24 protein-coding genes and 2 riboswitches are annotated in these 24,648 nt (G+C 71.4%); of the genes, 11 read left to right on the forward strand and 13 right to left on the reverse strand.

Annotated features, from left to right (window positions below; translation table 11 throughout):
- Positions 1–277: 277 nt before the first annotated feature.
- The 4 genes from LCE31_RS06470 (at position 278) to hydA (ending at position 4,469) form a co-directional block, all read left to right on the forward strand.
- Positions 278–682 (forward strand): PPOX class F420-dependent oxidoreductase, encoded by a 405-nt coding sequence (locus LCE31_RS06470; RefSeq protein ID WP_225013011.1) that lies wholly within the window; start codon positions 278–280, stop codon positions 680–682.
- 108 nt (positions 683–790) lie between these two features.
- Positions 791–1,663 carry a nitrilase-related carbon-nitrogen hydrolase gene (locus tag LCE31_RS06475; RefSeq protein WP_225013012.1) on the forward strand — a complete coding sequence of 291 codons (873 nt, stop codon included), beginning with the start codon at positions 791–793 and terminating at the stop codon, positions 1,661–1,663.
- Positions 1,660–2,943, forward strand: coding sequence for an aspartate aminotransferase family protein (locus LCE31_RS06480; protein ID WP_225013014.1), 1,284 nt, complete (start codon positions 1,660–1,662; stop codon positions 2,941–2,943). Before LCE31_RS06475 ends, LCE31_RS06480 begins: the two co-directional genes overlap by 4 nt.
- 122 nt (positions 2,944–3,065) lie before the next feature.
- On the forward strand, positions 3,066–4,469 hold the full coding sequence (gene hydA, locus LCE31_RS06485) for a dihydropyrimidinase (RefSeq protein ID WP_225013015.1): 1,404 nt from the start codon (positions 3,066–3,068) through the stop codon (positions 4,467–4,469).
- Positions 4,470–4,628: 159 nt separating this feature from the next.
- On the opposite strand, the gene LCE31_RS06490 is transcribed toward hydA, so the two are convergent.
- Positions 4,629–5,051: a winged helix-turn-helix transcriptional regulator gene (locus LCE31_RS06490; RefSeq protein ID WP_225013016.1), complete on the reverse strand. Its 423-nt coding sequence runs from the start codon at positions 5,049–5,051 to the stop codon at positions 4,629–4,631.
- Between the two features lie 97 nt (positions 5,052–5,148).
- Between LCE31_RS06490 and LCE31_RS06495 the strand changes: the two genes are divergently transcribed.
- The 4 genes from LCE31_RS06495 to asnB all read left to right on the forward strand — a co-directional run bounded on the left by LCE31_RS06495 (position 5,149) and on the right by asnB (position 9,943).
- Positions 5,149–5,436 (forward strand): hypothetical protein, encoded by a 288-nt coding sequence (locus LCE31_RS06495; protein WP_225013017.1) that lies wholly within the window; start codon positions 5,149–5,151, stop codon positions 5,434–5,436.
- Between the two features lie 59 nt (positions 5,437–5,495).
- Positions 5,496–6,206 carry an SDR family NAD(P)-dependent oxidoreductase gene (locus tag LCE31_RS06500; RefSeq protein ID WP_225013018.1) on the forward strand — a complete coding sequence of 237 codons (711 nt, stop codon included), beginning with the start codon at positions 5,496–5,498 and terminating at the stop codon, positions 6,204–6,206.
- Between the two features lie 413 nt (positions 6,207–6,619).
- Positions 6,620–7,633, forward strand: coding sequence for a TIGR03842 family LLM class F420-dependent oxidoreductase (locus LCE31_RS06505; protein ID WP_225013020.1), 1,014 nt, complete (start codon positions 6,620–6,622; stop codon positions 7,631–7,633).
- Positions 7,634–8,113: 480 nt separating this feature from the next.
- Positions 8,114–9,943 carry an asparagine synthase (glutamine-hydrolyzing) gene (gene asnB, locus LCE31_RS06510; RefSeq protein WP_225013021.1) on the forward strand — a complete coding sequence of 610 codons (1,830 nt, stop codon included), beginning with the start codon at positions 8,114–8,116 and terminating at the stop codon, positions 9,941–9,943.
- A 290-nt stretch (positions 9,944–10,233) separates the two neighbouring features.
- Here the strand turns inward: asnB and LCE31_RS06515 are convergent, their stop codons facing one another.
- From LCE31_RS06515 to LCE31_RS06550, 8 genes are all read right to left on the reverse strand, one after another.
- Positions 10,234–11,298 (reverse strand): lipoate--protein ligase family protein, encoded by a 1,065-nt coding sequence (locus tag LCE31_RS06515; protein ID WP_225013022.1) that lies wholly within the window; start codon positions 11,296–11,298, stop codon positions 10,234–10,236.
- Positions 11,299–11,544: 246 nt separating this feature from the next.
- The gene (locus tag LCE31_RS06520) at positions 11,545–11,985 is read right to left on the reverse strand and encodes a universal stress protein (RefSeq protein WP_225013023.1); all 441 of its coding nucleotides are present in this window, start codon (positions 11,983–11,985) and stop codon (positions 11,545–11,547) included.
- A gap of 38 nt (positions 11,986–12,023) precedes the next feature.
- Positions 12,024–14,099: a proton-conducting transporter transmembrane domain-containing protein gene (locus LCE31_RS06525; protein WP_225013024.1), complete on the reverse strand. Its 2,076-nt coding sequence runs from the start codon at positions 14,097–14,099 to the stop codon at positions 12,024–12,026.
- The gene (locus tag LCE31_RS06530; RefSeq protein WP_225013025.1) at positions 14,096–14,884 is read right to left on the reverse strand and encodes an NADH:ubiquinone oxidoreductase; all 789 of its coding nucleotides are present in this window, start codon (positions 14,882–14,884) and stop codon (positions 14,096–14,098) included. The genes LCE31_RS06525 and LCE31_RS06530 overlap by 4 nt, the downstream gene beginning before the upstream one ends.
- A complete protein-coding gene (locus LCE31_RS06535) occupies positions 14,885–16,396 on the reverse strand; it encodes a hydrogenase large subunit (protein ID WP_225013026.1) in 1,512 nt (503 codons plus the stop codon).
- 8 nt (positions 16,397–16,404) lie between these two features.
- Entirely contained in the window at positions 16,405–17,874 is a 1,470-nt protein-coding gene (locus LCE31_RS06540; protein ID WP_225013028.1) for a proton-conducting transporter transmembrane domain-containing protein, read from the reverse strand.
- A gap of 6 nt (positions 17,875–17,880) precedes the next feature.
- The gene (locus LCE31_RS06545; protein ID WP_225013029.1) at positions 17,881–18,564 is read right to left on the reverse strand and encodes a hydrogenase; all 684 of its coding nucleotides are present in this window, start codon (positions 18,562–18,564) and stop codon (positions 17,881–17,883) included.
- On the reverse strand, positions 18,564–19,526 hold the full coding sequence (locus tag LCE31_RS06550) for a respiratory chain complex I subunit 1 family protein (RefSeq protein WP_225013030.1): 963 nt from the start codon (positions 19,524–19,526) through the stop codon (positions 18,564–18,566). The genes LCE31_RS06545 and LCE31_RS06550 overlap by 1 nt, the downstream gene beginning before the upstream one ends.
- Positions 19,527–19,654: 128 nt before the next feature.
- Positions 19,655–19,720, reverse strand: a riboswitch (Fluoride riboswitch).
- Between the two features lie 331 nt (positions 19,721–20,051).
- Between LCE31_RS06550 and LCE31_RS06555 the strand changes: the two genes are divergently transcribed.
- On the forward strand, positions 20,052–20,942 hold the full coding sequence (locus tag LCE31_RS06555; protein ID WP_225013031.1) for a hypothetical protein: 891 nt from the start codon (positions 20,052–20,054) through the stop codon (positions 20,940–20,942).
- A 64-nt stretch (positions 20,943–21,006) separates the two neighbouring features.
- Positions 21,007–21,492, forward strand: coding sequence for an NUDIX hydrolase (locus LCE31_RS06560; protein WP_225013032.1), 486 nt, complete (start codon positions 21,007–21,009; stop codon positions 21,490–21,492).
- A 309-nt stretch (positions 21,493–21,801) separates the two neighbouring features.
- Here LCE31_RS06560 and LCE31_RS06565 read toward each other — a convergent pair whose 3' ends face one another.
- The 4 genes from LCE31_RS06565 to LCE31_RS06580 all read right to left on the reverse strand — a co-directional run bounded on the left by LCE31_RS06565 (position 21,802) and on the right by LCE31_RS06580 (position 23,571).
- Entirely contained in the window at positions 21,802–22,347 is a 546-nt protein-coding gene (locus LCE31_RS06565; protein WP_225013033.1) for a hypothetical protein, read from the reverse strand.
- Positions 22,344–22,628, reverse strand: coding sequence for a DUF211 domain-containing protein (locus tag LCE31_RS06570; protein ID WP_225013034.1), 285 nt, complete (start codon positions 22,626–22,628; stop codon positions 22,344–22,346). The genes LCE31_RS06565 and LCE31_RS06570 overlap by 4 nt, the downstream gene beginning before the upstream one ends.
- Positions 22,629–22,717: 89 nt before the next feature.
- Positions 22,718–23,221, reverse strand: coding sequence for an inorganic diphosphatase (locus tag LCE31_RS06575; RefSeq protein WP_225013035.1), 504 nt, complete (start codon positions 23,219–23,221; stop codon positions 22,718–22,720).
- 74 nt (positions 23,222–23,295) lie between these two features.
- On the reverse strand, positions 23,296–23,571 hold the full coding sequence (locus LCE31_RS06580; protein ID WP_308042224.1) for a DUF2180 family protein: 276 nt from the start codon (positions 23,569–23,571) through the stop codon (positions 23,296–23,298).
- Between the two features lie 76 nt (positions 23,572–23,647).
- Positions 23,648–23,726, reverse strand: a riboswitch (Fluoride riboswitch).
- A gap of 438 nt (positions 23,727–24,164) precedes the next feature.
- On the opposite strand from LCE31_RS06580, the gene LCE31_RS06585 reads away from it, so the two are divergent.
- Positions 24,165–24,416 carry a DUF3040 domain-containing protein gene (locus LCE31_RS06585; RefSeq protein WP_225013037.1) on the forward strand — a complete coding sequence of 84 codons (252 nt, stop codon included), beginning with the start codon at positions 24,165–24,167 and terminating at the stop codon, positions 24,414–24,416.
- Positions 24,417–24,648 lie beyond the last annotated feature (232 nt).

The following is a 24,648-nucleotide window of genomic DNA, read 5'->3' on the forward strand; positions in this document are numbered from 1 at the left end:
CCCGGGGTGGGGGCCCCCCCGGGGGGCCCCCCCCCCCGGGGGGGGCGGGGCCCCCCCCGCCCCCCGGGGGGCGGGGGGGGGGGGGGGGCCCCCGGGCCCCCCCCGGGCCCCGCGAGCGCGCCGGTGCTCCCGGGGGTGGTCTGCCCCGTACGGCCCAGCCGCGTCCCCCCGTGCAGCACCCCCGGTCGCCCGTACTGCCCGGAGCACGGCCACCGCGGGGTCCCCGCGTGAGGCGATCGCCGGCGCGCCCGCCACCGGTACGGCGTAGCCTTCGGCCGTGACCAGCCTCGACCGCAAGACCCTCGACGCGCTCACGCGCAGCCGCTACGTCAGCCTCACCACGTACCGCAGGAACGGCGCCGGCGTCGACACCCCCGTCTGGCACGCGGTGGACGACCGCACGCTCTACGTCTGGACCGACGCCGGGTCGTGGAAGGTCAAACGCGTCCGCAACGTGCCCCGCGCCGCCGCGACGGTGTGCACGGTGCGGGGCCGGATCGAGAAGGGGGCCGTACGCGCCGAGGGCGCCGCGCGGCTGATCACCGACGCGGACGGCATGGCGCACGTCCAGGGACTGCTGACCGGCAAGTACGGCTGGCAGTACCGGCTCACCGAACTGTCCGCGAAGCTCTCGCGTCGCCGTTCCCGGCACCCCATGATCGGCATCGCCGTCGACCTGTGAGCGGCCCGCGGACGGGCGGCGGGCGTACTCGTTCGGGCGACGGTGGTCTTGCCCCGGTTCCGGCCGGGGCTTACGTTCGACGGGTCCGCTGATCCGAAGGAGCAGCCCGTGACCGAGCCTTCCGAGACCGCCGGGACCCGGCGCCGAACCGTCCGTGCCGCGCTCGCGCAGACGACCTGGACCGGTGACACCGAGTCCATGATCGTCAAGCACGAGGAGCACGCCAGGGAGGCGGCCCGGCAGGGCGCGCGGGTGATGGGCTTCCAGGAGGTCTTCAACGCCCCCTACTTCTGCCAGGTGCAGGAGCCCGAGCACTACCGGTGGGCCGAGCCGGTGCCGGACGGCCCCACCGTCACCCGCATGCGGGCACTCGCGCGGGAGACCGGAATGGTGCTCGTCGTGCCGGTCTTCGAGGTGGAGGGCGCGGGCCTCTACTACAACACCGCGGCGGTGATCGACGCCGACGGCTCGTACCTCGGGAAGTACCGCAAGCACCACATCCCCCAGCTCAGTGGCTTCTGGGAGAAGTACTACTTCAAGCCGGGCAACGCGGGCTGGCCCGTCTTCGACACGGCGGCGGGCAAGGTCGGTGTGTACATCTGCTACGACCGGCACTTCCCGGAGGGCTGGCGCCAACTCGGCCTGAACGGCGCGGAGATCGTCTACAACCCGTCGGCCACCTCGCGCGGCCTCTCGTCGCACCTCTGGCAGCTGGAGCAGCCGGCCGCCGCCGTGGCCAACGAGTACTTCGTCGCCGCGATCAACCGCGTCGGCCGGGAGGAGTACGGCGACAACGACTTCTACGGTACGAGCTACTTCGTCGACCCGCGCGGCCGGTTCGTCGGCGACACCGCGAGCGACAAGGAGGAGGAACTCGTCGTCCGCGACCTGGACCTGTCCCTCATCGACGAGGTGCGGCAGCAATGGGCGTTCTACCGGGACCGCAGGCCCGACGCGTACGAGGGGCTGATCGCGCCGTGAACGACTCCCTGTACGAGCGCCACCGCGCCGTCCTGCCCGACTGGCTCAGCCTCTACTACGCCGACCCCATCGAGATCACGCACGGCGAGGGCCGCCACGTCTGGGACGCCGGGGGCAACCGCTACCTCGATTTCTTCGGCGGCATCCTCACCACCATGACCGCGCACGCGCTCCCCGAGGTCACCAAGGCCGTGAGCGAGCAGGCCGCGCGGATCATCCACTCCTCGACGCTCTACCTCAACCGCCCGATGGTGGAGCTGGCGGAGCGCGTCGCGGCGCTCTCCGGCATCCCCGACGCCCGCGTCTTCTTCACCACCTCGGGCACCGAGGCGAACGACACCGCGCTGCTGCTCGCCACCGCCTACCGGGGCTCGAACCAGATCCTCGCGATGCGCAACAGCTACCACGGCCGGTCCTTCTCGACCGTCTCCGTGACCGGCAACAGCGGCTGGTCGCCCACGAGTTACTCGCCCATCCACACCACTTACGTGCACGGCGCGGTGCGCGGCAGGGGCCCGTTCGCCCACCTCGACGACGCCGGGTTCACCGCCGCCTGCGTCGCCGACCTGAAGGACCTCCTCGGCCAGGGCCGGGCTCCCGCCGCGCTGATCGCGGAACCGGTGCAGGGCGTCGGCGGCTTCACGATGCCGCCGGACGGGCTGTACGCGGCCTTCCGCGAGGTGCTCGCCGAGCGGGGCACCCTGTGGATCAGCGACGAGGTGCAGACCGGATGGGGCCGCACCGGCGACCACTTCTGGGGCTGGCAGGCGCACGCGGAGAACGGCCCGCCGGACATCGTCACCTTCGCCAAGGGCATCGGCAACGGCATGTCCATCGGCGGTGTGATCGCCCGTGCCGACATCATGAACCACGTCGACACCAACTCCATCTCCACCTTCGGCGGCAGCCCCGTCACCATGGCCGCGGGACTCGCCAACCTGTCGTACCTGCTGGAGCACGATCTCCAGGGCAACGCGCGCCGCGTCGGTGGCCTGCTCCTTGAGCGGCTGCGGGCCACGGCCGCGCAGGTCGACACCGTACGGGAGGTACGCGGCCGGGGCCTGATGGCCGGTGTCGAACTCGTCAGGCCCGGCACCGGCGAGGCGTCGCCCGAGCGCGCCGCAGCGGCCCTTGAGGCGGCCCGCGAGGGCGGCCTGCTGATCGGCAAGGGCGGCGGCCACGACACGAGTGTGCTGCGGATCGCCCCGCCGCTGACGCTGACGGTGGCCGAGGCCGAGGAGGGCGCGCTGATCCTGGACCGCGCGCTGCGGAGCATCTGACGGGGCCCGCGGCGCCGGAGGATGTGGAGGGGGGCCGCGCCCGCCGGAGCCCGCGCGGACCGAGGGCCGTCGGACCGTAACGACGCGACGTGCCCGGACACGGGAGAGGAGCGAGCGCCACCATGACCACCCGTACGCTCATCCGCGGCGGCCTCGTCGTCACCGCGGCGGAGGAGACCCACGCCGACGTCCTGATCGAGGACAGCAGGGTCGTCGCGCTCGCCGCCCACGACTCCGGGGCCGCCGCCGGCTGGACCGCGGACGTCACCATCGACGCGACGGACCGCTATGTCATCCCGGGCGGCGTCGACCCGCACACCCATATGGAGATGCCGTTCGGCGGAACGTACGCCTCCGACACCTTCGAGACCGGGACCAGGGCCGCGGCCTGGGGCGGCACGACGACCATCGTGGACTTCGCCATCCAGTCCAAGGGCCGCTCACTCGGCGAGGGGCTCGACGCGTGGCACGAGAAGGCGAACGGCAAGTGCGCCGTCGACTACGCCTTCCACATGATCATGTCCGACGTGAACGAGTACTCCCTCAGGGAGATGGACCGGCTCGTGTCGGCCGGAGTCACCTCGTTCAAACTCTTCACCGCCTACCCGGGGGTCTTCTACTCCGACGACGGCCAGATCCTCCGGGCCATGCAGAGCGCCGCCGCGAGCGGCGCTCTCGTCATGGCACACGCGGAGAACGGCCCCGCGATCGACGTACTGGTGGAACAGGCGCTGGCGCGCGGCGAGCGCGATCCGCGGTACCACGGCGAAGTGCGCAGGGCGCTGCTCGAAGCGGAGGCCACGCACCGCGTGATCCGGCTGAGCCAGGTGGCGGGCGCGCCCCTGTACGTCGTGCACGTGTCGGCGCGGGAGGCGCTCGCCGAGGTGGTGCGGGCCCGCGACGAGGGCCTGCCCGTCTTCGCCGAGACCTGCCCCCAGTACCTCTTCCTGTCGACGGACAACCTGGCGGAACCCGGCTTCGAAGGTGCGAAGTACGTGTGTTCCACTCCGTTGCGCCCGGCCGAGCACCAGGCGGCGCTGTGGCGCGGGCTGCGCACGAACGACCTCCAGGTGGTCTCCACGGACCACTGCCCGTTCTGCTTCGCCGGCCAGAAGGAGCTGGGCCTGGGCGACTTCTCGAAGATCCCCAACGGCATGCCCGGCGTGGAGAACCGTATGGACCTGCTCCACCAGGCCGTCGTGGACGGGCACATCACCCGCCGCCGCTGGATCGAGATCGCCTGCGCGACGCCCGCGCGGATGTTCGGCCTGTACCCGAGGAAGGGGACCATCGCGCCGGGCGCGGACGCCGACATCGTCATCTACGACCCGGGCACCGAGCACACCCTGTCTGCGAGCACGCACCACATGAACGTCGACTACTCGGCATACGAGGGCAGGCGGGTGACGGGACGGGTGGAGACGGTGCTCTCCCGCGGTGTCGCGGTGATCGAGAACGAGGCCTACGTGGGGCACGCGGGCCACGGCGCCTACCTGCCGCGGGGAATCTGCCAGTACGTGAACTGACCCTGGAGCCGGGGGAGTCGGCCTGGCCGCGCGGGGCGGGCGGCGGTTCCCGGCCCTGACCGCCGCCGTGCTCCGACGCCTCGCTTCGAGCACCCGCGGGGCTTCCCACGCACGAGCGTGAGCACGACGAGAGCCGTGACGGCCAGGCAGGGCCGCGGCTCAGGACCGGGAGGGGGCCGCGGTGCCGGCCCGGGCGCGGTGGGCGCGGATCTCGTCGTGGTGGTCGGCGACCCAGCCGATCAGCCGCATGACGATCTCGTGCAGGCCGTGGCCGAGCGGGGCGAGCGCGTACTCCACCCGCGGCGGCACCTCGGCGTAGGCGGTGCGCGTGATCAGGCCGTCGTCCTGGAGCTGGCGCAGCGTGCGGGTGAGCATGCGCTGGGAGATGCCGGGGATCTGGCGCTGGAGGTCGGTGTAGCGCAGTGGGCCGTCCTCCAGGACGGCGGTGATCAGCATGCTCCACTTGTCGCCGACCCGGTCGAGGAGCTGCCGGATGAAAGCCATCTGGTCGGCCGGGATGCTCGCGCACGGCCCGATCGCAGCCGCCATCCCGGTAACCGCGCTGTCCTGCATGGCGCCCATTCCCCTCCGTCGCGCACACCGGTGTGCCTTTTGTAGCGGCTTCCATACTGGCGCATCATGGCGCTACGAACAAATGAGAGGAATTGGAGGTCGGAGCATGGAGGCAGGCGGCGCGCGGGCAGAGGCGGCGTCCCGGCGGATCGAGCCGCCGGCCGCCTCCGAGGGAGTGAGCCGCCCCTGCCGGGCCCTGGACGACGTCTGGACACCGGCCCGCGCGGTCGCCCGCGACGGCAGACCGGCCGACGGCCCGGCGAAGGCCGCCGGACGCGGCACCGGCACGCCGGCCGTGCGGATGAGCCGCGCCGCCTCCCCTGGCCTCCTGACCGACACCCGGAAGGACGCCGGGAGCCGCCAGGCCCCACTGGTGTGGGACTCCCGGGGCTGATCCGGCCACTCTCGACCGTCATCCCCCGTCACCGCCGCAGTAGTTGGAGGAGTATCCCCATGTCCAAAGTGATCGCTGTCTTCGGGGCAGGCCCTGGTCTCGGCGCTTCCCTCGCCCGACACTTCGCCGCCGAGGGCTTCCGTGTCGCGCTGGTGGCGCGTCGCAAGGACCGCCTCGACGCCCTGGTCGAGCGGCTCGCCGCCGAGGGCGTCGACGCGACCGGCTTCACGGCCGACCTCTCCGTGCCCGACGAGATCCCCGCCCTGGTCGAGGCTGTCCGCGAGCGGCTCGGCCGGATCGACGTGGTCGAGTACGGCCCGGTCCCCACGGTCCCCTTCACCCCGGCCGCCGAACTGGAGCCGGACACCCTGGCCCAGGGCGTCCCGCTGCTCCTGCTCACACCGCTGGCCGTCGTCCGGGCCGTGCTGCCGGAGTGGAAGGAGCGCGGCGACGGCGCCTTCCTGATGACCACCGGCGCCACCGCCGTCCACCCCATGCCGCACATAAGCGGGGTCGGCCCGCTGATGGCCGCCGCCCGGAACTGGCTCTACTCCCTCAACGGGGAACTCGCCGAGTCGGGCATCTACGCGGGCACCCTCTCGATCGCCGCGTTCATCGGAGGCAGTGAGGCGGCGGAGGCGGCCGGCGCCTCGGAGCTGACAGCCGCGTTCCCTGTCGTCGACCCGGCCGACCTCGCCGCGCTCTACTGGGACATGTACACCGAGCGCGACCGCGTCGAGGAGGTCCACCCCGCCCTCAGGGCCGGCTGACCGGCCGGCCTTCCCGGCGGTGTGGAGCGCGCGTGCGGTCCACACCGCCGATCCAGGCGGTCCAGTTCTCACGAACGGCCCTTCGCCCGGGTACGAGCCAGCCACCGGGCCCGCTTGCTCGCGCGCTCCTCGTGGCGCCGGGGCGAAGACCGGCCTGCCGCCCCGAGGTCCGGGAGCGCAACCCGGCCAGGTGGCCGGTTACCGCGGTCTTGACCGGGATGCCCGGTGTGCCGGGTTGCCGTGGACGCGCGCGGGCGGGAGCATCCCCGACATGAGCTGACGGCCGGCCAGGTCGGAGAGTTCGCGAGCCGGGCGGGTCGCGGGCGGTACGTACCCCGGGCGGCACACCGGAACGCCACCGGCGCCCGGAGCGCCGCCGGCCGGCCGCCCCGCACCCCGAGGAGGAACGCCCGATGGATTTCGGCCTTGTCCTGCAGACGGACCCGCCGGCGCGCGCGGTCGTGGACCTCATGCGCCGCGCGGAGTCCGCAGGGTTCCGCTACGGCTGGACCTTCGACTCGGCGGTGCTGTGGCAGGAGCCCTTCGTCATCCACAGCCGGGTCCTCGCGGAGACCGAACGGCTGGTCGTGGGGCCGATGGTGACCAACCCGGGGACGCGGACCTGGGAGGTCACGGCCTCCACCTTCGCGACGCTCAACGAGATGTACGGGAACCGGACGGTGTGCGGCATCGGCCGGGGCGACTCCGCGATGCGGGTCGCCGGGCGCGCCCCGAACACGCTGGCCCGGCTCGGCGAGGCGATCGGCGTGATCCGGGACCTCGCGGAGGGCCGGGAGGCCCTGGTCGAGGGGCGTCCGCTGCGGCTGCCGTGGGTCAGGGACGGCCGCCTGCCGGTATGGATGGGGGCGTACGGGCCGAAGGCGCTGGCATTGGCGGGCCGGGTCGCCGACGGGTTGATCCTCCAACTCGCCGACCCGTATCTGACGGAGTGGATGATCAAGGCGGCCCGGACGGCGGCGGCCGAGGCGGGCCGGGACCCGGCCGCGCTGACGGTGTGCGTGGCGGCGCCCGCGTACGTCGGCGACGACCTGGCGCACGCGCGCGAGCAGTGCCGCTGGTTCGGCGGGATGGTCGGCAACCACGTCGCCGACCTGGTCGCGCGGTACGGCGCGCACTCCGGTGCCGTACCCGACGAGCTGACGGACTACATCGAGCGGCGGCAGGGCTACGACTACGCACACCACGGCCGGGCCGGCAACCCGTCGACCGGCTTCGTGCCGGACGACATCGTGGACCGCTTCTGCGTACTGGGCGACGCGGCGGCCCACGTCACGAAGCTGCGGGCGCTGCGGGACCTGGGCGTCGACCAGTTCGCGCTGTACGCCATGCACGACGCGAAGGAGCCGACGATCGACGTCTACGGCCTGCGGGTCATCTCGGAACTGAGCGGGTCATCCCGGAGTTGAGCGGACCGTCCGGGAACTGAGCGGACCTTCCCCGGAATTGAGCGGACCGTCCGGAACCGGGCGGGCATTCCTCGGAATTGAGCGGGCCGTCCCCGGAACTGAGCGCCATCGAATCAGACCGAGCCGACTCGGACCGAGCCGAATCGGACCGGGCCGGCCCGAGCCGAGCCGGCCCGAGCCGAGCCGGACCGGGCCGAGCCGGAGCGGCCAGAACCGGAGTGGACCGAATCGAACTGAAGCGGACCGAACCGGTGTGTTCGAGCCAGTCCCGTGGCGGGCTGATTCCCGCCCCTCGGCAGAGGGTTGACGGGCGCCGCGTACCCACTCGGAGCGGCCCGCCAACCCGTCGTGACCAGACCTTTGCTGTTAGAAACTCCACGCAGGCGGGAGCCGCTCGCAGGTGTGGGCGGCCGAGTGAGTTGGGAAGTGGTTTACCCAGGCAACTTTTCTGGAGGAACTCTCAGAGGAACGAGGTCCAGCATGTGCGGAATCACGGGATGGGTCGCGTACCAGCGCGACCTGACCCTCAGCCGGCACGACGTCGAGGCGATGACCGAGACGATGTCCTGCCGCGGCCCGGACGCCTCGGGCACCTGGCTCGACCACCACGTCGCCCTGGGGCACCGGCGGCTCGCCGTCATCGACCTCCCCGGCGGAGCGCAGCCGATGACGGTCAACACCCCCGAGGGCGACGTCTCGATGGTCTACTCGGGCGAGGCGTACAACTACACGGAACTGCGCGACGAACTGCGCCGCGCCGGCCACCGGTTCGACACCGACTCGGACACGGAGGTCGTGCTCCACGGCTACCTCGAATGGGGCGACGCGCTCGTCGATCGCCTCAACGGGATGTATGCGTTCGCAATCTGGGACGCGCGTACCGAGCGGCTCGTGATGATACGCGACCGGATGGGGATCAAGCCGTTCTACTACTACGAGACGGATGACGGCGTCCTCTTCGGCTCCGAGCCCAAGGCCATCCTCGCGAACCCGCTGGCACGCCGGGTCGTGGGCGCCGACGGGCTGCGTGAACTGTTCTCCTTCGTCAAGACGCCCGGCGTCGCGGTGTGGGAGGGCATGGCCGAGGTCAGGCCGGGCGAGATCATCACGCTCGACCGGTCGGGGCTGCGCCGCCACACGTACTGGCGGCTGCGCTCCGAGCCGCACACCGACACCGTGGAGCAGACCGTCGCGCATGTGCGGGAGTTGCTGGACGACATCGTCGAGCGGCAGCTCGTCGCGGACGTGCCGCGCTGCACCCTGCTGTCCGGCGGACTGGACTCGTCCGCGCTCACCGCTCTCGCCGCGCTGCACCTCGCGCCGCAGGGCGAGACCGTGCGCAGCTTCGCCGTGGACTTCCCCGACCAGGAGAAGCACTTCCAGGCGATGGACGTCTCGCCGACGCAGGACACCCCGTTCGTGCACGCCGTCGCGGAACACCTCGGCAACGCGCACCAGGACATCATCCTGGACGGCACGGCGCTCTCCGCCCCCGCCGTACGGCGTGCGGCGGTCGGCGCGCGGGACATCCCGGTGGGTGTCGGCGACCGCGACAACTCGCTGTACCTGCTGTTCGCCGCCGTACGGAAGCACTCCACGGTGGCGCTCTCGGGCGAGTCGGCGGACGAGGTGTTCGGCGGCTACCCGTGGTTCCACGACGAGCGGCGCTACGCCGACACGTATCCGTGGATGGCGGGCGGAGCCCCGATCGGCGGCTCGGAGACGCAGGTCAACCGCGATCTCGCGGGCGTTCTCGACCTCACGTCGTACGTCTCGGACGGCTACCAGGCCGCTGTCGCCGAGACCCCGCTGCTGCCGGGGGAGACCGGGCTCGACGCCAGGATGCGGGTCGTCAGCCATCTCCACCTGACACGCATGGTGCAGCTGCTGCTGGACCGCAAGGACCGCATGAGCATGGCCGTGGGCCTCGAAGTGCGCGTGCCGTTCTGCGACCACCGCCTCGTGCAGTACGTCTTCAACACCCCGTGGTCCATGAAGACGTTCGACGGCCGGGAGAAGAGCCTGCTGCGCGCGGCGACCCGCGAACTGCTGCCGGAATCGGTGGCGAACCGCAAGAAGAGCGGGTACCCGGGCACGTTCGACCCGACGTACGTCACGGCCATCCAGGACCAGGCGAGCGAGCTGCTCGGCGCCCGGGGCCCGGCGGTCGACCTGCTCGACCAGCAGGTGCTGACGGCCGCGACCACCGCCGCGCCCGAGGACATCACGCAGCAGCAGCGCATGATCCTGGAGCGCGCGCTGGACCTCGGCACCTGGTTCGAGACGTACAACCCGACGGTACGGGTGTGACACCCGCCGCTCCCGAGCCGAGGGCATAGCCCCGGCGGGAACGGCTGATCGGGGGGAACACCGTGGGTGCGGAGGTGCAGGCCGCGCCCGCCACACCCCCCGCCGCGCCGTACACGTCGCCCGGGCGTGATGCGATCCGGCGCCCACGAGAACCGGACCACGAGGGCCGGTCCATGAGGACCGGACCGCGAGAACCAGTCCACGAGAAACGGACCGCGAGAACCGGCCCGCGAGGGCACGGGCCGTGTGTCGACGGGTGGGCGCCCCGCTGCGGCCGGCCCGGTGGGCGCTCACGGCACCCGTGCCGTCCACTCCTCTGTGGCGAACTTCGTCCGTACCAGCTCCCGCGCCCGCGCCATCTCCTCCGCTGTGACGCCCCCGGTGGTCAATCCGTAGCGGCCGCGGAAGGAGGCGATCATGTTCTCGATCACCTGCTCGCGGGCGAGGCCGGTCTGACGGCGGAGCGGGTCCACGCGCTTCTTGGCGCTCCTGGTGCCCTTGTCCGACATCTTCTCCTTGCCGATGCGCAGGACCGCGAGCATCTTGTCGGCGTCGATGTCGTACGACATGGTCACGTGGTGCAGGACGGCTCCAGGGCCGCCGTCGGGGCCGACCACCCGCTTCTGGGCGGCGCCGGCGATCTTGCCGGCGTCGGTGGCGATGTCGTTGAGGGGCTGGTACCAGGCGTTGATGCCCGTGTCGCCGAGCGCGCTCAGCACCCAGTCGTCGAGGTAGGCGTAACTGTCGGCGAAGGAGAGGCCGGACACCAGCGACTCCGGTACGGACAGCGAGTACGTGATCGTGCTCGTGGGCTCCACGAACATGGCCCCACCACCGGAGATACGGCGTACCACGGTCATCCCGTGCTCCGCCGCGCCGTCGGGGTCCACCTCGTTCCGCAGCGACTGGAAGCTGCCGATGACCACAGCGGGCGACGCCCATTCCCAGACCCGCAGTGTGGGCGCCCGGCGCCCGGCGGCCACCTCGGCCGTGAGCACCTCGTCCAGTGCCATGTGCAGGGCCGGGGCCTGCGGCTCCATGTGCACGAGCTGCCAGTCGTAGTCGCTCCACTCGGTCGCGCGGGCCAGTGCCCGCCGGACGGCGATGCCGACACCGTCCGCGCTCAGCCCGAGCATGACGGTCGCGCGGGGCAGGGCCGCCGTGATCCGGGCGGCCAGCCCCGCGGCGTCCGTCGTGGAAGGAGCGCCCTCCAGAGCCGCGTTGATCGAGAGGATCGCCTCGTCGGGCTCCAGGAAGAAGTCCCCGGCGACCGTCACGTCGCGCAGGTGGCCTTCCTCGACCTCCAGGTCCACGACGACCAGCTTGCCGCCGGGCGCCTTGTACTCGCCGTGCATGTCCTCGTTCCTTCCCCGCGCCCGGTGCGGATCTCCCTCAGCCTGCCGCTTCGACACCCTGAGCGACACGCACGTGCTCCGTACCGCACACCCTGAGCGACAGGCACGTGCCTCGTATCGCACCCTGCCGCGGTCTCTCAACAAACGGACGCGCGTCCCGTATGCCCGGTGGGACGGGCAAGCGCGCGTCGGCCGAGCCGTTGTCCCGAATTACCGGGGACAGCACGGCGAGGGCAGCAGTGGGTGTCAGGAGGGGCCGACGAGGAGGACGGGGACGGTGGCGCTGTCGCACACGGCACGGGCCACCGGCCCCAGGCCGCTGGTGCGCAGATGGCTGTCCGCCCCTCTGCGGCCCACGACGATGAGGTCGCAGCCGTGCTCCGAGGCGCAGGAGCGGAGTTCCGCGGAGACGTCCTCACCCTCGGCCCATTCCAGCCTGACGCGGGCCCGGTGTGCGGGGTTCGAGCGGAGTGCCTCGTCGAACGTCTCCGTGAGCCAGTGGCGCTGGGAGGTGACGTCGCGGCGGTGCTCTCCTCCCGTCTCGGTGTGCTGTGAGGGTGTGAGGACCGCTCGCGCGATGACCGTGCCGCCTCCGTCCGCGACCGCGAGTGCGGTGGCGAGTGCGGTGTGCGCGTCGGCCGATCCGTCCCAGCCGATCAGGATTCTGTGAAACGCAGTCGACGACATGGCGGGTTTCCTTTCGCGGGGAGGTCCGCTTCCGGCCGCTACGCCAGTCCCGCCACCACGGCGAGGAGCGCGGCCAACGCGATGAGCATGTAGGCGAGATAGGCGTCCAGGCGCCCGGACTGGAGCCGTTTGGCCGCGGCGGACAGGGCGAGCAGCGGACGGTACAAGGGGCGGTAGAGATACCTCTCGATGACTTCCACGACGTCCGACGAATAACCCAGCACGCCGCCGGTGGCGGCCGTTCGGGGCTGCTCGGCCGAGGAGCCCGCGGTGCCTTCGTCCCGGTCGTGCCCCTCCGGAGTGAGAGTGGTCCGGGTGCGGAGGATGCCCCCGAGGATGCGGCGCGTGGGGTTGGCGTATCCGAACGGCGTGTACTGGCTCTCTCCCGCCACTTCGCCGCTCGCCGACCGCCAGGCCGGCGTACGCCGTACGTGCAGGGCGCGGCCCCTGGACCCACCGAGCAGGAGCACGACGAGGACGCCGAGCAGCAGTGCGGGCATCACCACCCACAGCCAGCCGGCGGAGAGAGCCGAGAAGTCCGCGAATACGGGTTGGACCACCCAGGGCGACTTCAGGGCACCCCGGGTGGCGGCGAGCGGAACCATGCCGCTGATGCCGTGTGAGATGACGCGGAGTTCGAGCGGGGTCAGCGCGGCGACCGCGCTGCCGCCGAGGACGAGCATCAGCACGCCGAGCCGCCCGGCCGCCCCGAGATCACGGTGGCGGCGTACGCGCTCGCCCGGCGCCTGGTCGCGGGGGCCGAGCACGATCATGCCGACGATCCGGACGAAGGTGACGGACGCGAATCCGGCGGTCAGCGCGATCAACGCGCCCGCCGCCGCCAGGGCGAGTGCGTAGGGGAGGTGCGGCAGCCGGAATTGCTGCATGAGGGATTCGAGCAGGAACCACTCCGACACGAACCCGGCGGTCGGGGGGAGGCCCGCGAGAGTGATGGAGCCGACGGCGACGGCCGTGCCCGCCCAGGGCAGCCGCCGGGCGGACGACCCGCGGAGCCGCTCCAGGTCGCCTGTTCCGGCATCGGTTTCGAGGCAGGCGGCGCCGGCGAAGAGCAGGCTCTTCGCGATGGCGTGGGCGACGGTCTGGAGCGTGGCGGCCACCAGCCCGGCCGCGGTGAGCCGGGAGCTGCCCAGGCAGGTTCCGACCAGGGCGAGCGCGTAACCGGTGCAGATGAGGCCCGCGTTCTCGACGCTGGAGTACGCGATGACCCGCTCAAGGCGGTTTTGCACCGCCGCGTGCGCGATGCCGAGCAGGGCCGTGAGCGACGCCGTGAGCAGCAGGACCAGGGCCAGCCAGGCCGGTGGCCCGCCCAGCAGGTCCAGGGTCCGCCACAGCCCGTAGAACCCGGCGTTGACCGCGACTCCCGCCATCACCGGGCGCAGGCCCGCCGGGGCGGCGGCGTATCCGCGGGGCATCCAGATCTGTACCGGCACGAGGCCCACCTTGATGGCGAAGGCGACGACGAGGAGTGTCCACGTGGTGTCGTGCGCGACTCCCGCGTGCAGGCGCGAGAAGTCCGACAGGGCGAAGCCGCCGCCCGTGCGGGCGGCGGCCAGGAGGAGCCCGAGCAGCAGCGCGGCGCCGGAGATCTTGCTGAACGTGAAGGTGATGAAGGCCGGGTTGGTGTGCCGGTGGCCGGCGGAGGTGAGGAGGTAGAAGCCGAGGGTGAGGGCCTCCCAGCCCAGCAGCAGCAAGAAGGCGTTGTCCGCGCTTTCGACGACGGCGACCGCACACAGTACGAGGGCGCAGTAGGAGGCGGAGCCCGCACCCTGCGGGCGGGCGGTGGTCCAGTCGGCGGCCGTCAGGCACGCGGCCACACCGACGGAGAACGTGAGCAGCCAGAACAGGGCGGTGAGATGGTCGATCTCCAGGGCAGTGTGTCCGAAGCCGAGCCAGGTGCCGAGGCTCAGGCGCGGCTCGCGGCGAGGGTGGGCCAGGGCCCACGCTCCCACCGCCGCCAGGCAGCCTGACCCGCCCGCGCACAGCAGCCAGGGGAGTTGACGGGTACGGGCGCGCCACCGCGCGGGCCGGACGAGGGCGTCGGCGGCGGCGCCGGCCGCGAACAGGAGGAGTCCGACGAGGACGACCGTTGTCATGGCGTCCCCCTGTGCACGCTGATCCGTCCGACGGCCAGGAGCAGTGCGTGGAGCAGCGAGAACGGGCTCGGTGGCGAGCCCGGCACCCAGACGTCCACCTCGGCCGTGCGGCCGACGCCGTCGAGGGTGGCATAGGAGCCGGCGTGCATGCCGCCGCTGCACGCGTCGCTGCCGACGGCGAGCACCGCCACGGGCCGGGCGGTGGCTTCGTAGGTCCTGCGTACGGCGGGGGCCATGCCGCGGGTGCCGGCCCCGGTGATCATCAGGAGGTCCGCGTGGCGGGGACTGGCGGTGAAGAAGATGCCGAGCCGGTGGATGTCGTACACCGGATTGGTGAGGGCGGCGATCTCCCATTCCTCGCTGCCGTCGGAGCCGGCGTCGATGTGCCGGACGTGCAGGGACCGGCGGAAGCGCGCGGTGCGGGCGGCCAGTTCGCCGCGCACCGCGGCGAGCGCTGCGCTGTCCTCCTCCCGCGGAGGTACGGTCAGGGCCGGGCGCCGCAACTCGGCGATCTCCGTGCCGTACGCGGGCGCGAACAGGTCCGGCCTCGCCCGCACGCAGCGCCGGCACAGGATGCAGCGACCGCGGTCCAGCCGTACCGTGCCGTCGTCGCCGACGGTGATGGCCCCCGTCGGGCACAGGTCCGCCGTCTCCGGGCCGGCCGGAAGCGCTGCCGATCCCCTGACCCGGATCGCCGCGGGAAAGCGATCCGCGGTGGGGTCGGGGCGCCGCGGATAGTCCGTGGTCACGACGCCTTCGCGCAGACCTCGCCAGAACCAGGCCATCTACACCGCCACCCCTGCGATCGACAGTCCGAAGCTCGCTTCGATGAAGGGGAAGTCCGTGAGGATGTCGCCGCCGAAGACCTCGTGGAACAGGACGAGGTTGTGCAGCGACGCCGATCGCGGAGCACACCGTACGATCCGGCCCTCCTCCATGCGGAGCAGGTACAGGACCTCGCCCTGGGGCGCTTCGGCCCACCCCGCCGACTCGCCGGTGACGCCCGCGGGCAGCTCGTGGCGGAGGGAATCGCCGGAGTCGACGGCCCGGAGTTCTTCGAGGATCTGGGCGAGGAGTTGGAAGGACTGCCGCAGTTCTGTTCCGCGCACACGGGTACGGGCCATGACATCGCCCTCGGCGTGACGGGGGAGCGGGCCGAGCCCGAGCGCCGTGTAGGCGTCGTAGGGACGTTCGTAGCGTGCGTCGGTGGAGCAGCCGGACGCTTTGCCGACAGGACCGAGCGCACCGTGGGAACGGGCCAGTGCGGGGGCGAGCCGGCCGGTACCGCGCAGCCGGTCGAGGAAGGACGGTGTGGCCATGGCCGCGTCCCAGTCGTCGGTGATCGCCTTGGACAGCCGGCCGAGTTCGGGTGCGACGGCCGAGGGCTTCAGCTCCGGCAGCGCGTGCACTCCGCCGGGCACGACGACTCCGCGTGCGAAGCGGCTGTGCGAACACCGGGCCACCAGACGCATCGTGCGTTCCTTGTGGAGTCCGAAGCGTGCGGTGGCCACGGCCAGTCCTGCGGCCTCGGTGAGCTTGATCATGACCTCCAGATGGTTGGCGACGCGCTCCAGTTCGGCGTAGAACGCTCGGGTCAGCCGGGCGGGCCAGGGCACGTCGACCTGGGCGCACCGTTCGACGGCATGGCAGAAGGCGAGGGCGTGGGCGACGGAGGCGATTCCCTCCGCGCGTTCGGCGAGCAGGGTGCCGTCGTCGGGGGTGAGCTGCTCGAAGCTCTTGGACAGGCCGCGGTGTTTGTGGAAGACGCGGATCTGAACGCGGGGGATGTCCTCCCCGGGCGTCTCCACCAGGTACTCGACGGATTCGAAGACGCCCGAGCGTACGGGGCCGTGCGGGATGGTGAAGATCCCGGGGCCGGTGACGGCACGCGGGACGGCCGTTTCGTCGGGTTCCAGGGGCGGGGGCCGGCGTGTGGTGCCCGGCAGCGGTGCGTGCCGCGGGTCGCTCAGCGGGAGAAGGAGCGGGTCGGGGCGCGGGTGGCCGAGAGGGGTCACGCCGAACAGGTCGTGGAGGATGCGCTCGTACCAGAAGGCGGCGGCCAGTTCGGTGCTCAGGGACTGATAGCTGAGGTCCTCCGGCGTCAGGCGGGTCTGGAGGATGGTCGGCTCCTCGGTGTCGCGGGGGAAGAGGACGGCCAGCAGCCGCACGCCCCGCGCCTCCTCCCCGATTCCGAAGACACCGGCGAAACGTGACGCGTCCTCGCCCGTGCAGGCAGCCAGCACGAGGCCGCGCCACTCGTCCGGCTCGGGCAGGGGAGCGGAGGAGGCATGGGTCATGGGGGCGCTCACCTCGTTCCTCCCAACTCGGCTGCTCCGTGGGCCAGCAACTGGGCCAGCACCGCAGGAGGGTGCAGGCCGAGGACCACCAGCGCGACGATCCCCGCGACGGCCGGCACCACCATCCAGACGCTGGGCTCGCCCGGCGCCGGCTCCTCGCTGCCAGCAGGGGCCGGGCTGAGTACGATGCGGGTCGCGGCCAGGGCGAGCCCCATGAAGGCGACGGTCACCAGGACGACGAGTACGACGGCGGGCCCGTAGCGTCCCTGCCGCAGACCGCCCGCGACGATCTGGAACTCGCTGCGGAAGATCCCGAAGGGCGGCATGGCGCACAGGGCGAGGATCGCCGCGAGGAAGAGCGGCGCCGACCAGGGCAGCAGCCCGCTGCCGCCGCGCGGGTGGTTGATCTCCTTGGTGCGGTACTTCCTGACCAGCGCGCCCGCTCCCATGAAGGCATTGCTCTTCGCGGCGGCGTGGGCCAGGACGTGCAGCAGGACCCCGGCGGACGCGAGGGGTGCTCCGAAGCTGATTCCGATGGCGAGGATGCCCATGTGCTCCACGCTGGAGTAGGCGAGCATGCGCTTGATGTCGTGCTGGTCGAGCAGGTAGAGGGCGGCGAGGAGCAGGGACGCGATGCCGAAGACCAGCAGGGTGTTCTGGGGGAAGCGCGGGCCGAGCGTGGCGGCCGTGATCTGGTAGTAGCGCAGGACCGCGTAGAAGCTGATGGCCAGGAGCGAGCCGGAGAGCATCGCCGAGACCGGGGTGGGCGCCTCCGCGTGCGCGTCCGGCAGCCATGTGTGGACGGGGACGAGCCCCACCTTGGTCCCGAAGCCGAGGAGGGCGAGGACGAAGGACAACCGCACCACGGTGTGCGGGAGATGGGGGGCCGCCGTGAGCAGGGGCGAGAAGGCCAGGTCGTAGGTCTGCCCGAGCGCCCGGGAGCCCGCGTAGTACATGAAGATGGTGGCCAGCAGGGCCACGCCGAGCCCGGCGGAGGCGATCAGCACGTACTTCCAGGCGGCCTCCGTCGCACCCTCGGTGTTCTCCACGGCGACGAGGAGTGCCGAGATCACCGTGGTGACCTCCACGGCGATCCACAGCAGAGCCAGACCGTCGACGAGTGGTGCGCACAGCATCGACCACGCGAAGAGGTTGAACCCGACGTAGAAGCGCCGCGCGTAGCGCGGGAAGTCGCGGGCCCTCTCGTCGTGGCGCAGGTAGCCGACGCTGTGCGCGGCACACGCCGCGTAGACGAACGCGGTGGCGAGCATGAACACCGTGGACAGGGCGTCGGCGCGCAGAAAGGAGAGGTGGGGCTGGTGCGGCCCGGCGGCGGAGGGCACCAGCGCGAACGCCAGCCCCAGGCAGACGAGTCCGGAGAGCACTGTCAGAGCCTGAGTGACGCGAACCGGCGCGAGGAACGACGCCGTGACCGGCACCAGCGGGACCAGCGTGAGGAGGGGGAGGACCGTGTGCATCGCGTCTCACCCCTGGAGTCGGTTGAGGGACGCGGTGGACAGCGAAGCCGAGCGGTGGTGGTGGACACGCATCAGCACACCGAAGACGACCACGGCGACGAGCAGGTCGAACAGGAACGCGACCTCGATGATGAGGGGCATCCCGGCCGCGACGACCAGGGAGGCGAGTGACACACCGTTCTCCAGCGAGAAGAAGCCGACGGCCTGGGAGACCACGTCGCGGCGCACGATCATCAGGATGAACGAGACCAGCACGATGGACGCGGAGAGCCCGAGCGCCGCCTGGGGCAGGAACCGGCTGCGGATGTCGAGCGAGCCGATCGCGAAGAATCCGAACCCGGCCAGGGCGAGCGACAGCAGTGTGGCGCTGGCGACGCCGATGGCGCCGGAACCCGTGATCTCCATCTGGGCGTCCCGCAGCAGGCTCGTCACCACCCACGGCACCGCGATCACCTTCAGCGCCAAGGAGACGCCCGCCAACGCGTAGAGCTCGGGGAGGTCCCGCCCGGCCGCGACGATGACGGCGAGGACCGAGACGAGGAGTGACTGGAGGGCGTAGAGCCTCACCTGGGACCTGGACAGGGTCGCGCGCAACATGGCGAACTCGGTCAGAAGCATCAGGACCGCCACCGCGTTCGCGGCGCCCTCGAACGTGCTGGGTGGCGCGTCGGACGCCGCCAGAGTGTGCATCAGCCGCCTCCGAGGTACAGGGTGAACACCGCGAGGACGGCCAGCAGGAAGGCCGCGGCCACAAACTCGGTGATCTTGAAGAGCCGGAGTTTCGCGAAGGTGTTGTCGATGGTCGCCACCACGCATCCCAGGAGCACCGACTTGCCCAGCAGCGCGAGGATCGCGACCCCCACCGCGCCGGCCTCGGTGCTGGAGGAAAGGCCCCAGGGGGCGAGGAAGACGTCGATGAGGATCGTGTAGAGGATCAGCTGCTTCATCGCCGAGCCCCACTTGAGCAGGGCCAGGTAGGGGCCCGAATGCTCGAAGAGACGGGCTTCCTCGATCATGCCGAACTCGTTGGTCCCGGTGTGCGTCTCGACGGGAATACGCGCCGTCTCATAGAGGATGACCAGGAACGGGGCCACACTGGCGAGCAGATGCGCGGGCCTGATGATCTGTTCGGCGGAGGAGCGCACGGTGGCGGCCTGGACATAGGGCAGGTCGGTCGTCGTCACCAGGGCCACGGTGAACACGACGAAGAGCATGACGGGTTCCGTGATGGCGCCGAACGTCTTCGAACGGCTGGCGCCCAGCTGCGCGTACGGCCCGCCGCTCTCCGCCGCCGCCACGGCCACGCAGAAGCTGCCGAGGGCGAGCAGGAAGCCGCCCCCCAGGATGTCGCCCATGTAGCCCAGCGGCAGTCCGAAGGTGGTCAGCACCGGGATCAGCAGGGGGACCGTCAGATAGCAGACGATGGCCACCGCCGGGGCGGTGAGGAAGAACCAGCTCGCGCCGATCGGTGCCATCGATTCCTTGCGGAACAGCTTCGCGAGGTCGAAGTACGGCTGGAGGACGCGGGGCCCGCGCCGGCCCTGCATGCGCGCCTCGACGGTCGCGATGACCCCTGAAAGGCCCGGTGCGGCGATCAGTACGGTCAGCGGCTGCAAGGCCTGTACGGCCTGGGCCGGCAGGACGACGCTCATGGCATCGCCCGCCCCGGACCCGGCGGCGGGAGTGGGCGGCGAGCGGGGCGGCCGTCCCACGAGGGAACGGAATGCACAACACCCACTCATGCCTCCACCATCTAGAGCACCACATGACACGGTGCGGTCCGTCGGTAGAGGCCATCAGCGGAAAGGGTCCGCGGTTGAAGGCGAGCCTCATCGCCTGGTGATGCCCATCGTCTGCCCGCGGGTGCGGGCAGTCAATCACCCGGCCGCGGCGATACGGCCGGACGGGGCAACGGCTTCGGTGCAGCGGGGCGACAACACCTCCGGTGCGCCCGGCATCGTGACCGGCCGTCGGAACACACTGATGAGGTCGCCTCCTGTCGCTCCCTGTCGGCCGGGAGTGGGAGTCGGTCGTCCGACGGGACCTGTCCACTGGCGCGCGATATGAGCTCCTGTCACAATGCGCGCAGGCGATGGAGCCCGCCTGGCCGCCCTGTGGGGCGCCGAACCGCGACGACAGCTGATGGCCCCTGACGCATGTGCCGTTACGGCACCCCTGTGGCAGGAGTGAAGCTGGTGTCCACGTTCCCGCCCGAAGCGAACCTGCCCGCCCGCTGCGCTCACGGGGACGCCGGCCCGAGCGAGCCGCGCATCGTGCACTGGTATGCCTGCGAGCGTCTCTCCGTGGCCGAGATCGCACGCAGGACGGGCATGCCGCGCGCGAGGATCACCGGGTTGCTGACGGCGTCCGGCATAGCCGTCGGGCCGCGAGGCGCGGGACAGCATCGCGGTTCCGGCCTCTCTCCCTCGCTCGGCGCGAAGCTCGCCGACCTCTATGTGAAACAGGGGCTGACCAGTACGGAGATCGGAGAGCGGCTCGGTATGAGCGAACGCACCGTACGCCAGCGGCTGGCCGCCTACGGCATCCCCCGCCGGCGAAAGGGCCGCGCCGGGCAGATCCTGAGACGGCAACTGCCGCTGTCGGACCTCAGGGACCTCTACGTCCGCCGCGAACTCACCGCCGAGCACACGGCGAACAGGCTGGGCACGACACGCGGTGTCGTGCTCACCAACGCACACGAGCTGGGCCTTTCTGTACGGCTCGGAGGCCCTGCGCCCGCCACGGGGCCGAGGGCGATCCGGCTGGTCTCGGCGCTGTACGCCGACTCCCTGGTGAGGGCCGCGCTGCGCCGGCACCGCGTCCCCGTCGTCCCGGCCGCGCAAGGCCGGCTGCGCAAGCGGTTTCCGACACCGCACCCCCTGACCGGCGAACTGCTCAGGGATCTCTACCAGGAATGCGGGCTCGCAGCCGCGCACATCGGGCTCCTGACGGGCCATCCGGGGGCGAGCGTCCAACGGCACCTCCACGCGGCGGGCGTCCGGCTGAGGCCGCCAGGTGGGCGGTGCCCCTTTCTGCGCCGGTGGCGCGCGGCGGAGTCGGAGAAATAGCGGAAGGGCGTCCCGGTGAGCCATCTCCGGGCGAACACATCGGACGAGGAAGAAGGTGTCCAGGGTGAGCAGCACGTCACCACCCCCTGCCCCGCCGGAAGAGACGCGGTGCTCTGTCGCGATCTTCAGGGGCGAGTCCGTACTCCTGGTCCGGCGCTCCGAAAACGGCGTCATCACCTGGAAACTGCCCGGAGGGCACGTACGGGACGGTGAGGACATGAGCAGCACCGGCCGGCGCGAGTTGCGCGAGGAAACGGGGCTCACCGCGGGAAGAATGCACTGCGCCCTTCTTCTGAACACCTATGACGGCGATACGGGGCGCCGAGTGGCGGAGATCGTCCTGTATCCGGACGAAGAGATCACGGGCGATCCACGGCTGTGCGAGGCCGGCCTGGTGCCGCAATTCGTCCCGGTCGAGGAACTCGCCGGACTGTCGCTGCGCCCCAACATCGCGGACGCGTTGCGTGACATCCGGCATCTCCATCTCTCCGAGATCACGGGAGAGAACCCCGGGCCGGTGGTGCTGTACGAGCGGCAGCCCGACGAGTAGCCGTGGCGCGGGCGCGCGTTCACGCGGCGTCCCCGAGTTCGGTGCGCGGGACCGTCAAGGCACCTGTGACCGCGGCGGCGGCCATGCACACCGCCGCGTAGGCGAAGCCGGCCAGGCCGACACTGGCCACTTCCTTGGTCAGCCACGTGGGCGGGTCAGTCCGGCGGCCTTCCTGGGCAGTCTCACCGGGTCCACTCCCCGGAGTCGTGGCAGGCCGAACCTGCCGGCCGGGCGCTCTCGGGCCGGTGGGACGAGAGACCCCCGCGCCGTTCGACGAGAGATCCCCGCGCGGTTCATCGCGCTTCCCTCTCAGGCGATGTGGAGCCACACGCCAATAGCGGTGACGACGACACCGCCCGCCCCCATCGTGACGGCCCACACGGCCACCCGGCCCCCGACGACGCGGCCGAGCGCGGGGCCCACGCCGGCGAGCGCCGCGATCGCCAGGACCACAACACACCAGGACACACTGGGCAGGACGGCGCCCGCCAGGAGTGGGACCAGCGCGCCGATGAAGCTCGCCGCGCAGGCCACGGCCATCGCGCCGAGCGAACGGTGCAGGGCGAGACGGCCGAGGCGTGTGGTGGCCAGCTGCCCTCGTGTGGTGAGGTTGAGTTCCCGGGAGGCGCTGACGAGTTGGCCGCGGCGCTCGGCGTAGTCGGAGACGAACACCGAGAACGCGGCCGTCACCAGGGCGACGACCGACACGCGCACAGCGAGCAGGTACCCGATGGACGCGCCGCTCCCGATCAACGACGCGCCCGCCAGCGTCAGGGCGTTCAACAGGCCGTCCGTGAGGCCGAGGACGAGCGGCAGACGCGTGCGCTCGGCGGTTCGGCGCAGCGAAAGCGTCATCGGTGACGCGGTTTGCCCTCGACGGTGTAGGACCCCGCCGCGACCTGGTCCGTGCTGTGTACGACAGCGCCTGTGCGCTCGATGGACCGATACAGCGCGTCCACGTCGATATCGGCTCCTTCCACCGTGACATCGGTGCCCACGGTCTCCATGTCGATCCCCGTCACCGTGACGTTCACGGCCTCCACCCCCGGCGAGTTCTCGATGGCGTTCGCGAGGACGACGAGGTCGGGTTCGTTCACCGTCTTGTCGACGTCGAGGACGAGTCTGCGGATCGGCATGGTGTCTCCTGCCGTGCTCAGAGGACGGGACGGGACGTGCCGGGAAGACCGGGAAGACCGGGAAGACCGGGAAGAGAGGATGCGCCCGCTCATTCAAGACACCCCGTCAGCCGTAGGTATTCACGGTGGGCTCTCGCGATCAGCCTTTCGGCGTCCGCCTGGCTTCCGGAGCCGCGCAGCCGGCAGTCGTGGCTCCTGTCCAGCCGTCCCAGCGCGGACATCCAGGCACCGGAAGTGGCGTGCCAGGCCTTCATGTCGCTGGAGTCGACCACGGCGCCGAGGGCCGGCACATCTGCCACGCCGAGTACGGCGTCCTGTACCTGACCGCCGTCAGCCAGGTACAGGACTCCCAGGGGGCGCACCTCGACCTGGGCACCTGACAGCGCGGGCTCCTGCATCAGGACCAGCGCCTGGAGCGGAAAGCCGTTGGTGTACAGCGTATCCAGCAACTGCCCGTGCCCCACCGGCCAACCGTGCGCCCGCGCGGCGGGTGAGGCAGGGGGAAGATCCTCGTGCTCGTGAAGATCCTCGTCTTCGTCGGGCCCGATGGACGATCCCGTCGTCGCATCGATGGAGACCGGGACGGCAGGCATGTCTGCCACCTTCCGTGGTGTTGGGCTCCGCGCACGGCACCGGACCGGGTCGGTGCGCCGTGGTGTGGCGGTGCTCAGCGAGTGTGTTCCGCTCGCGCACACAGGCCGCACAGTATCCGCCGTGCGGACAGCGGCTTCGTGCTGACCCCGAGTCCGGTCAGTGCGCGGATCTCCTGCGGGAAAGCGTAGGCGTGGTCGCCGCACACACCACTCCCGCAGGAGCGGCAGGTGGCGACGGCCGCCGACGAGACGTGATCAGTGGCGTGGCAGTCGAAACAGTTCATCGGAGAGTCCGATCGTCTGGCGCCGGGGGCGCACGAAATGAAGCCGGCGGAGCGGCAGAGAGGCATTGCGTGACAGTCGTCGCTTCACACCGAGTGGTGGTGTCAGCTCCCACGGCGCCTCCTCCAGTCGGCATGCCTGACGTATCCGTCAGGAGCCATCAGCCTGTGGAGGCGGTTCGGGCTCAGAAGAGCCACGGGCGGGGTCCATCGCCTATTCGACAGTGAACAGCGGCGGACCCTCCTGGTCAAGACGGACGCGCCGGTCCCCGTCGGCCCCGGTGCCTTCGCGGGTGCGACTGCCGCGGGGGGCGCGCTCCCTTCCCCCACTGCGACCTGGGAGTCCGAGCGCCGGCCGGCGCCCGGCCGGCGCTCTGGTGCGGCCCGGCGCCGTGAGGTGTACGGAGAGTGCCCTCGCCCGGCCGGTGTCTCCCGCCCCGGGCCGGGGTACCGGTACCGTGTCTACGGGAAAACGGCGGTGGGGCTCGCCGAAACCGCGGCCGATACGTCGATGGGCCGCCAACGGTCCCTACCTTGACTGGTAGGAGCTGCCGTGAAACCTGTTGCCATGGACCGAGCCCGGGGCCTGCCCCGCGCCGTTGGGCCATGCGGGGCCGTGGTGCCGTCCTGGTATCGGCCGGCGTTGAGGCGGAGCCTCTGACATGGGCCTTTCCGAGCATGAGCGCCGCGAACTCGACAGGATAGAACGGCGCCTGTCGGCCGAGGAGCCGGTTCTCGATCGCCAACTCTCCCACTTCCGGAGGTACTTGCTCGCACGATTGCGCCGGCCCTGGCTGGGCGTCCTGATCGGGGTGGCTGCCACCGTCGTGGGTGCGGCCGTGCGTTCGGAAGGCGTCGCTCTGTCCGGTCTCGTGTTCGCGCTGATCTGCGGAATCTACGCGGCCATGCGTTAGACGCACGGGCACCTGCCGATACGGCGGAGCCGCCTGTGGCGCCGAGCGGATGCCGGGGCTGCCGGAGCACCGTCGCCGACCCGCGTGTGCTGATCATCAATGTTCGGGGCATACTGGGTCTGCGCGCTCGGCGCGTCGGTGATGGGGCTCACCGCAACCGCGGTCACGCGACCGCTGACGGTCCCTGGTTGTCTTCGACGCGACCAGGAGGAGCCATGCCCGTTCGAGCCGG

The organism is Streptomyces sp. 8L (assembly GCF_020176795.1).
GTDB lineage: Bacteria > Actinomycetota > Actinomycetes > Streptomycetales > Streptomycetaceae > Streptomyces.

What these genes read in the sequence shown, in the direction of transcription:
- LCE31_RS06490 (WP_225013016.1), bottom strand. Translation starts at nt 5,051, where the DNA reads ATGGGCGCCATGCAGGACAGCGCGGTTACCGGGATGGCGGCTGCGATC.
- asnB (WP_225013021.1), top strand. Translation starts at nt 8,114, where the DNA reads ATGTGCGGAATCACGGGATGGGTCGCGTACCAGCGCGACCTGACCCTC.
- LCE31_RS06530 (WP_225013025.1), bottom strand. Translation starts at nt 14,884, where the DNA reads ATGGCCTGGTTCTGGCGAGGTCTGCGCGAAGGCGTCGTGACCACGGAC.
- LCE31_RS06580 (WP_308042224.1), bottom strand. Translation starts at nt 23,571, where the DNA reads ATGCCTCTCTGCCGCTCCGCCGGCTTCATTTCGTGCGCCCCCGGCGCC.
- LCE31_RS06500 (WP_225013018.1), top strand. Translation starts at nt 5,496, where the DNA reads ATGTCCAAAGTGATCGCTGTCTTCGGGGCAGGCCCTGGTCTCGGCGCT.
- LCE31_RS06570 (WP_225013034.1), bottom strand. Translation starts at nt 22,628, where the DNA reads ATGCCGATCCGCAGACTCGTCCTCGACGTCGACAAGACGGTGAACGAA.
- LCE31_RS06540 (WP_225013028.1), bottom strand. Translation starts at nt 17,874, where the DNA reads ATGCACACGGTCCTCCCCCTCCTCACGCTGGTCCCGCTGGTGCCGGTC.
- LCE31_RS06585 (WP_225013037.1), top strand. Translation starts at nt 24,165, where the DNA reads ATGGGCCTTTCCGAGCATGAGCGCCGCGAACTCGACAGGATAGAACGG.
- LCE31_RS06565 (WP_225013033.1), bottom strand. Translation starts at nt 22,347, where the DNA reads ATGACGCTTTCGCTGCGCCGAACCGCCGAGCGCACGCGTCTGCCGCTC.
- LCE31_RS06545 (WP_225013029.1), bottom strand. Translation starts at nt 18,564, where the DNA reads ATGCACACTCTGGCGGCGTCCGACGCGCCACCCAGCACGTTCGAGGGC.
- LCE31_RS06525 (WP_225013024.1), bottom strand. Translation starts at nt 14,099, where the DNA reads ATGACAACGGTCGTCCTCGTCGGACTCCTCCTGTTCGCGGCCGGCGCC.
- LCE31_RS06550 (WP_225013030.1), bottom strand. Translation starts at nt 19,526, where the DNA reads ATGAGCGTCGTCCTGCCGGCCCAGGCCGTACAGGCCTTGCAGCCGCTG.
- LCE31_RS06495 (WP_225013017.1), top strand. Translation starts at nt 5,149, where the DNA reads ATGGAGGCAGGCGGCGCGCGGGCAGAGGCGGCGTCCCGGCGGATCGAG.
- hydA (WP_225013015.1), top strand. Translation starts at nt 3,066, where the DNA reads ATGACCACCCGTACGCTCATCCGCGGCGGCCTCGTCGTCACCGCGGCG.
- LCE31_RS06575 (WP_225013035.1), bottom strand. Translation starts at nt 23,221, where the DNA reads ATGCCTGCCGTCCCGGTCTCCATCGATGCGACGACGGGATCGTCCATC.
- LCE31_RS06515 (WP_225013022.1), bottom strand. Translation starts at nt 11,298, where the DNA reads ATGCACGGCGAGTACAAGGCGCCCGGCGGCAAGCTGGTCGTCGTGGAC.
- LCE31_RS06505 (WP_225013020.1), top strand. Translation starts at nt 6,620, where the DNA reads ATGGATTTCGGCCTTGTCCTGCAGACGGACCCGCCGGCGCGCGCGGTC.
- LCE31_RS06520 (WP_225013023.1), bottom strand. Translation starts at nt 11,985, where the DNA reads ATGTCGTCGACTGCGTTTCACAGAATCCTGATCGGCTGGGACGGATCG.
- LCE31_RS06535 (WP_225013026.1), bottom strand. Translation starts at nt 16,396, where the DNA reads ATGACCCATGCCTCCTCCGCTCCCCTGCCCGAGCCGGACGAGTGGCGC.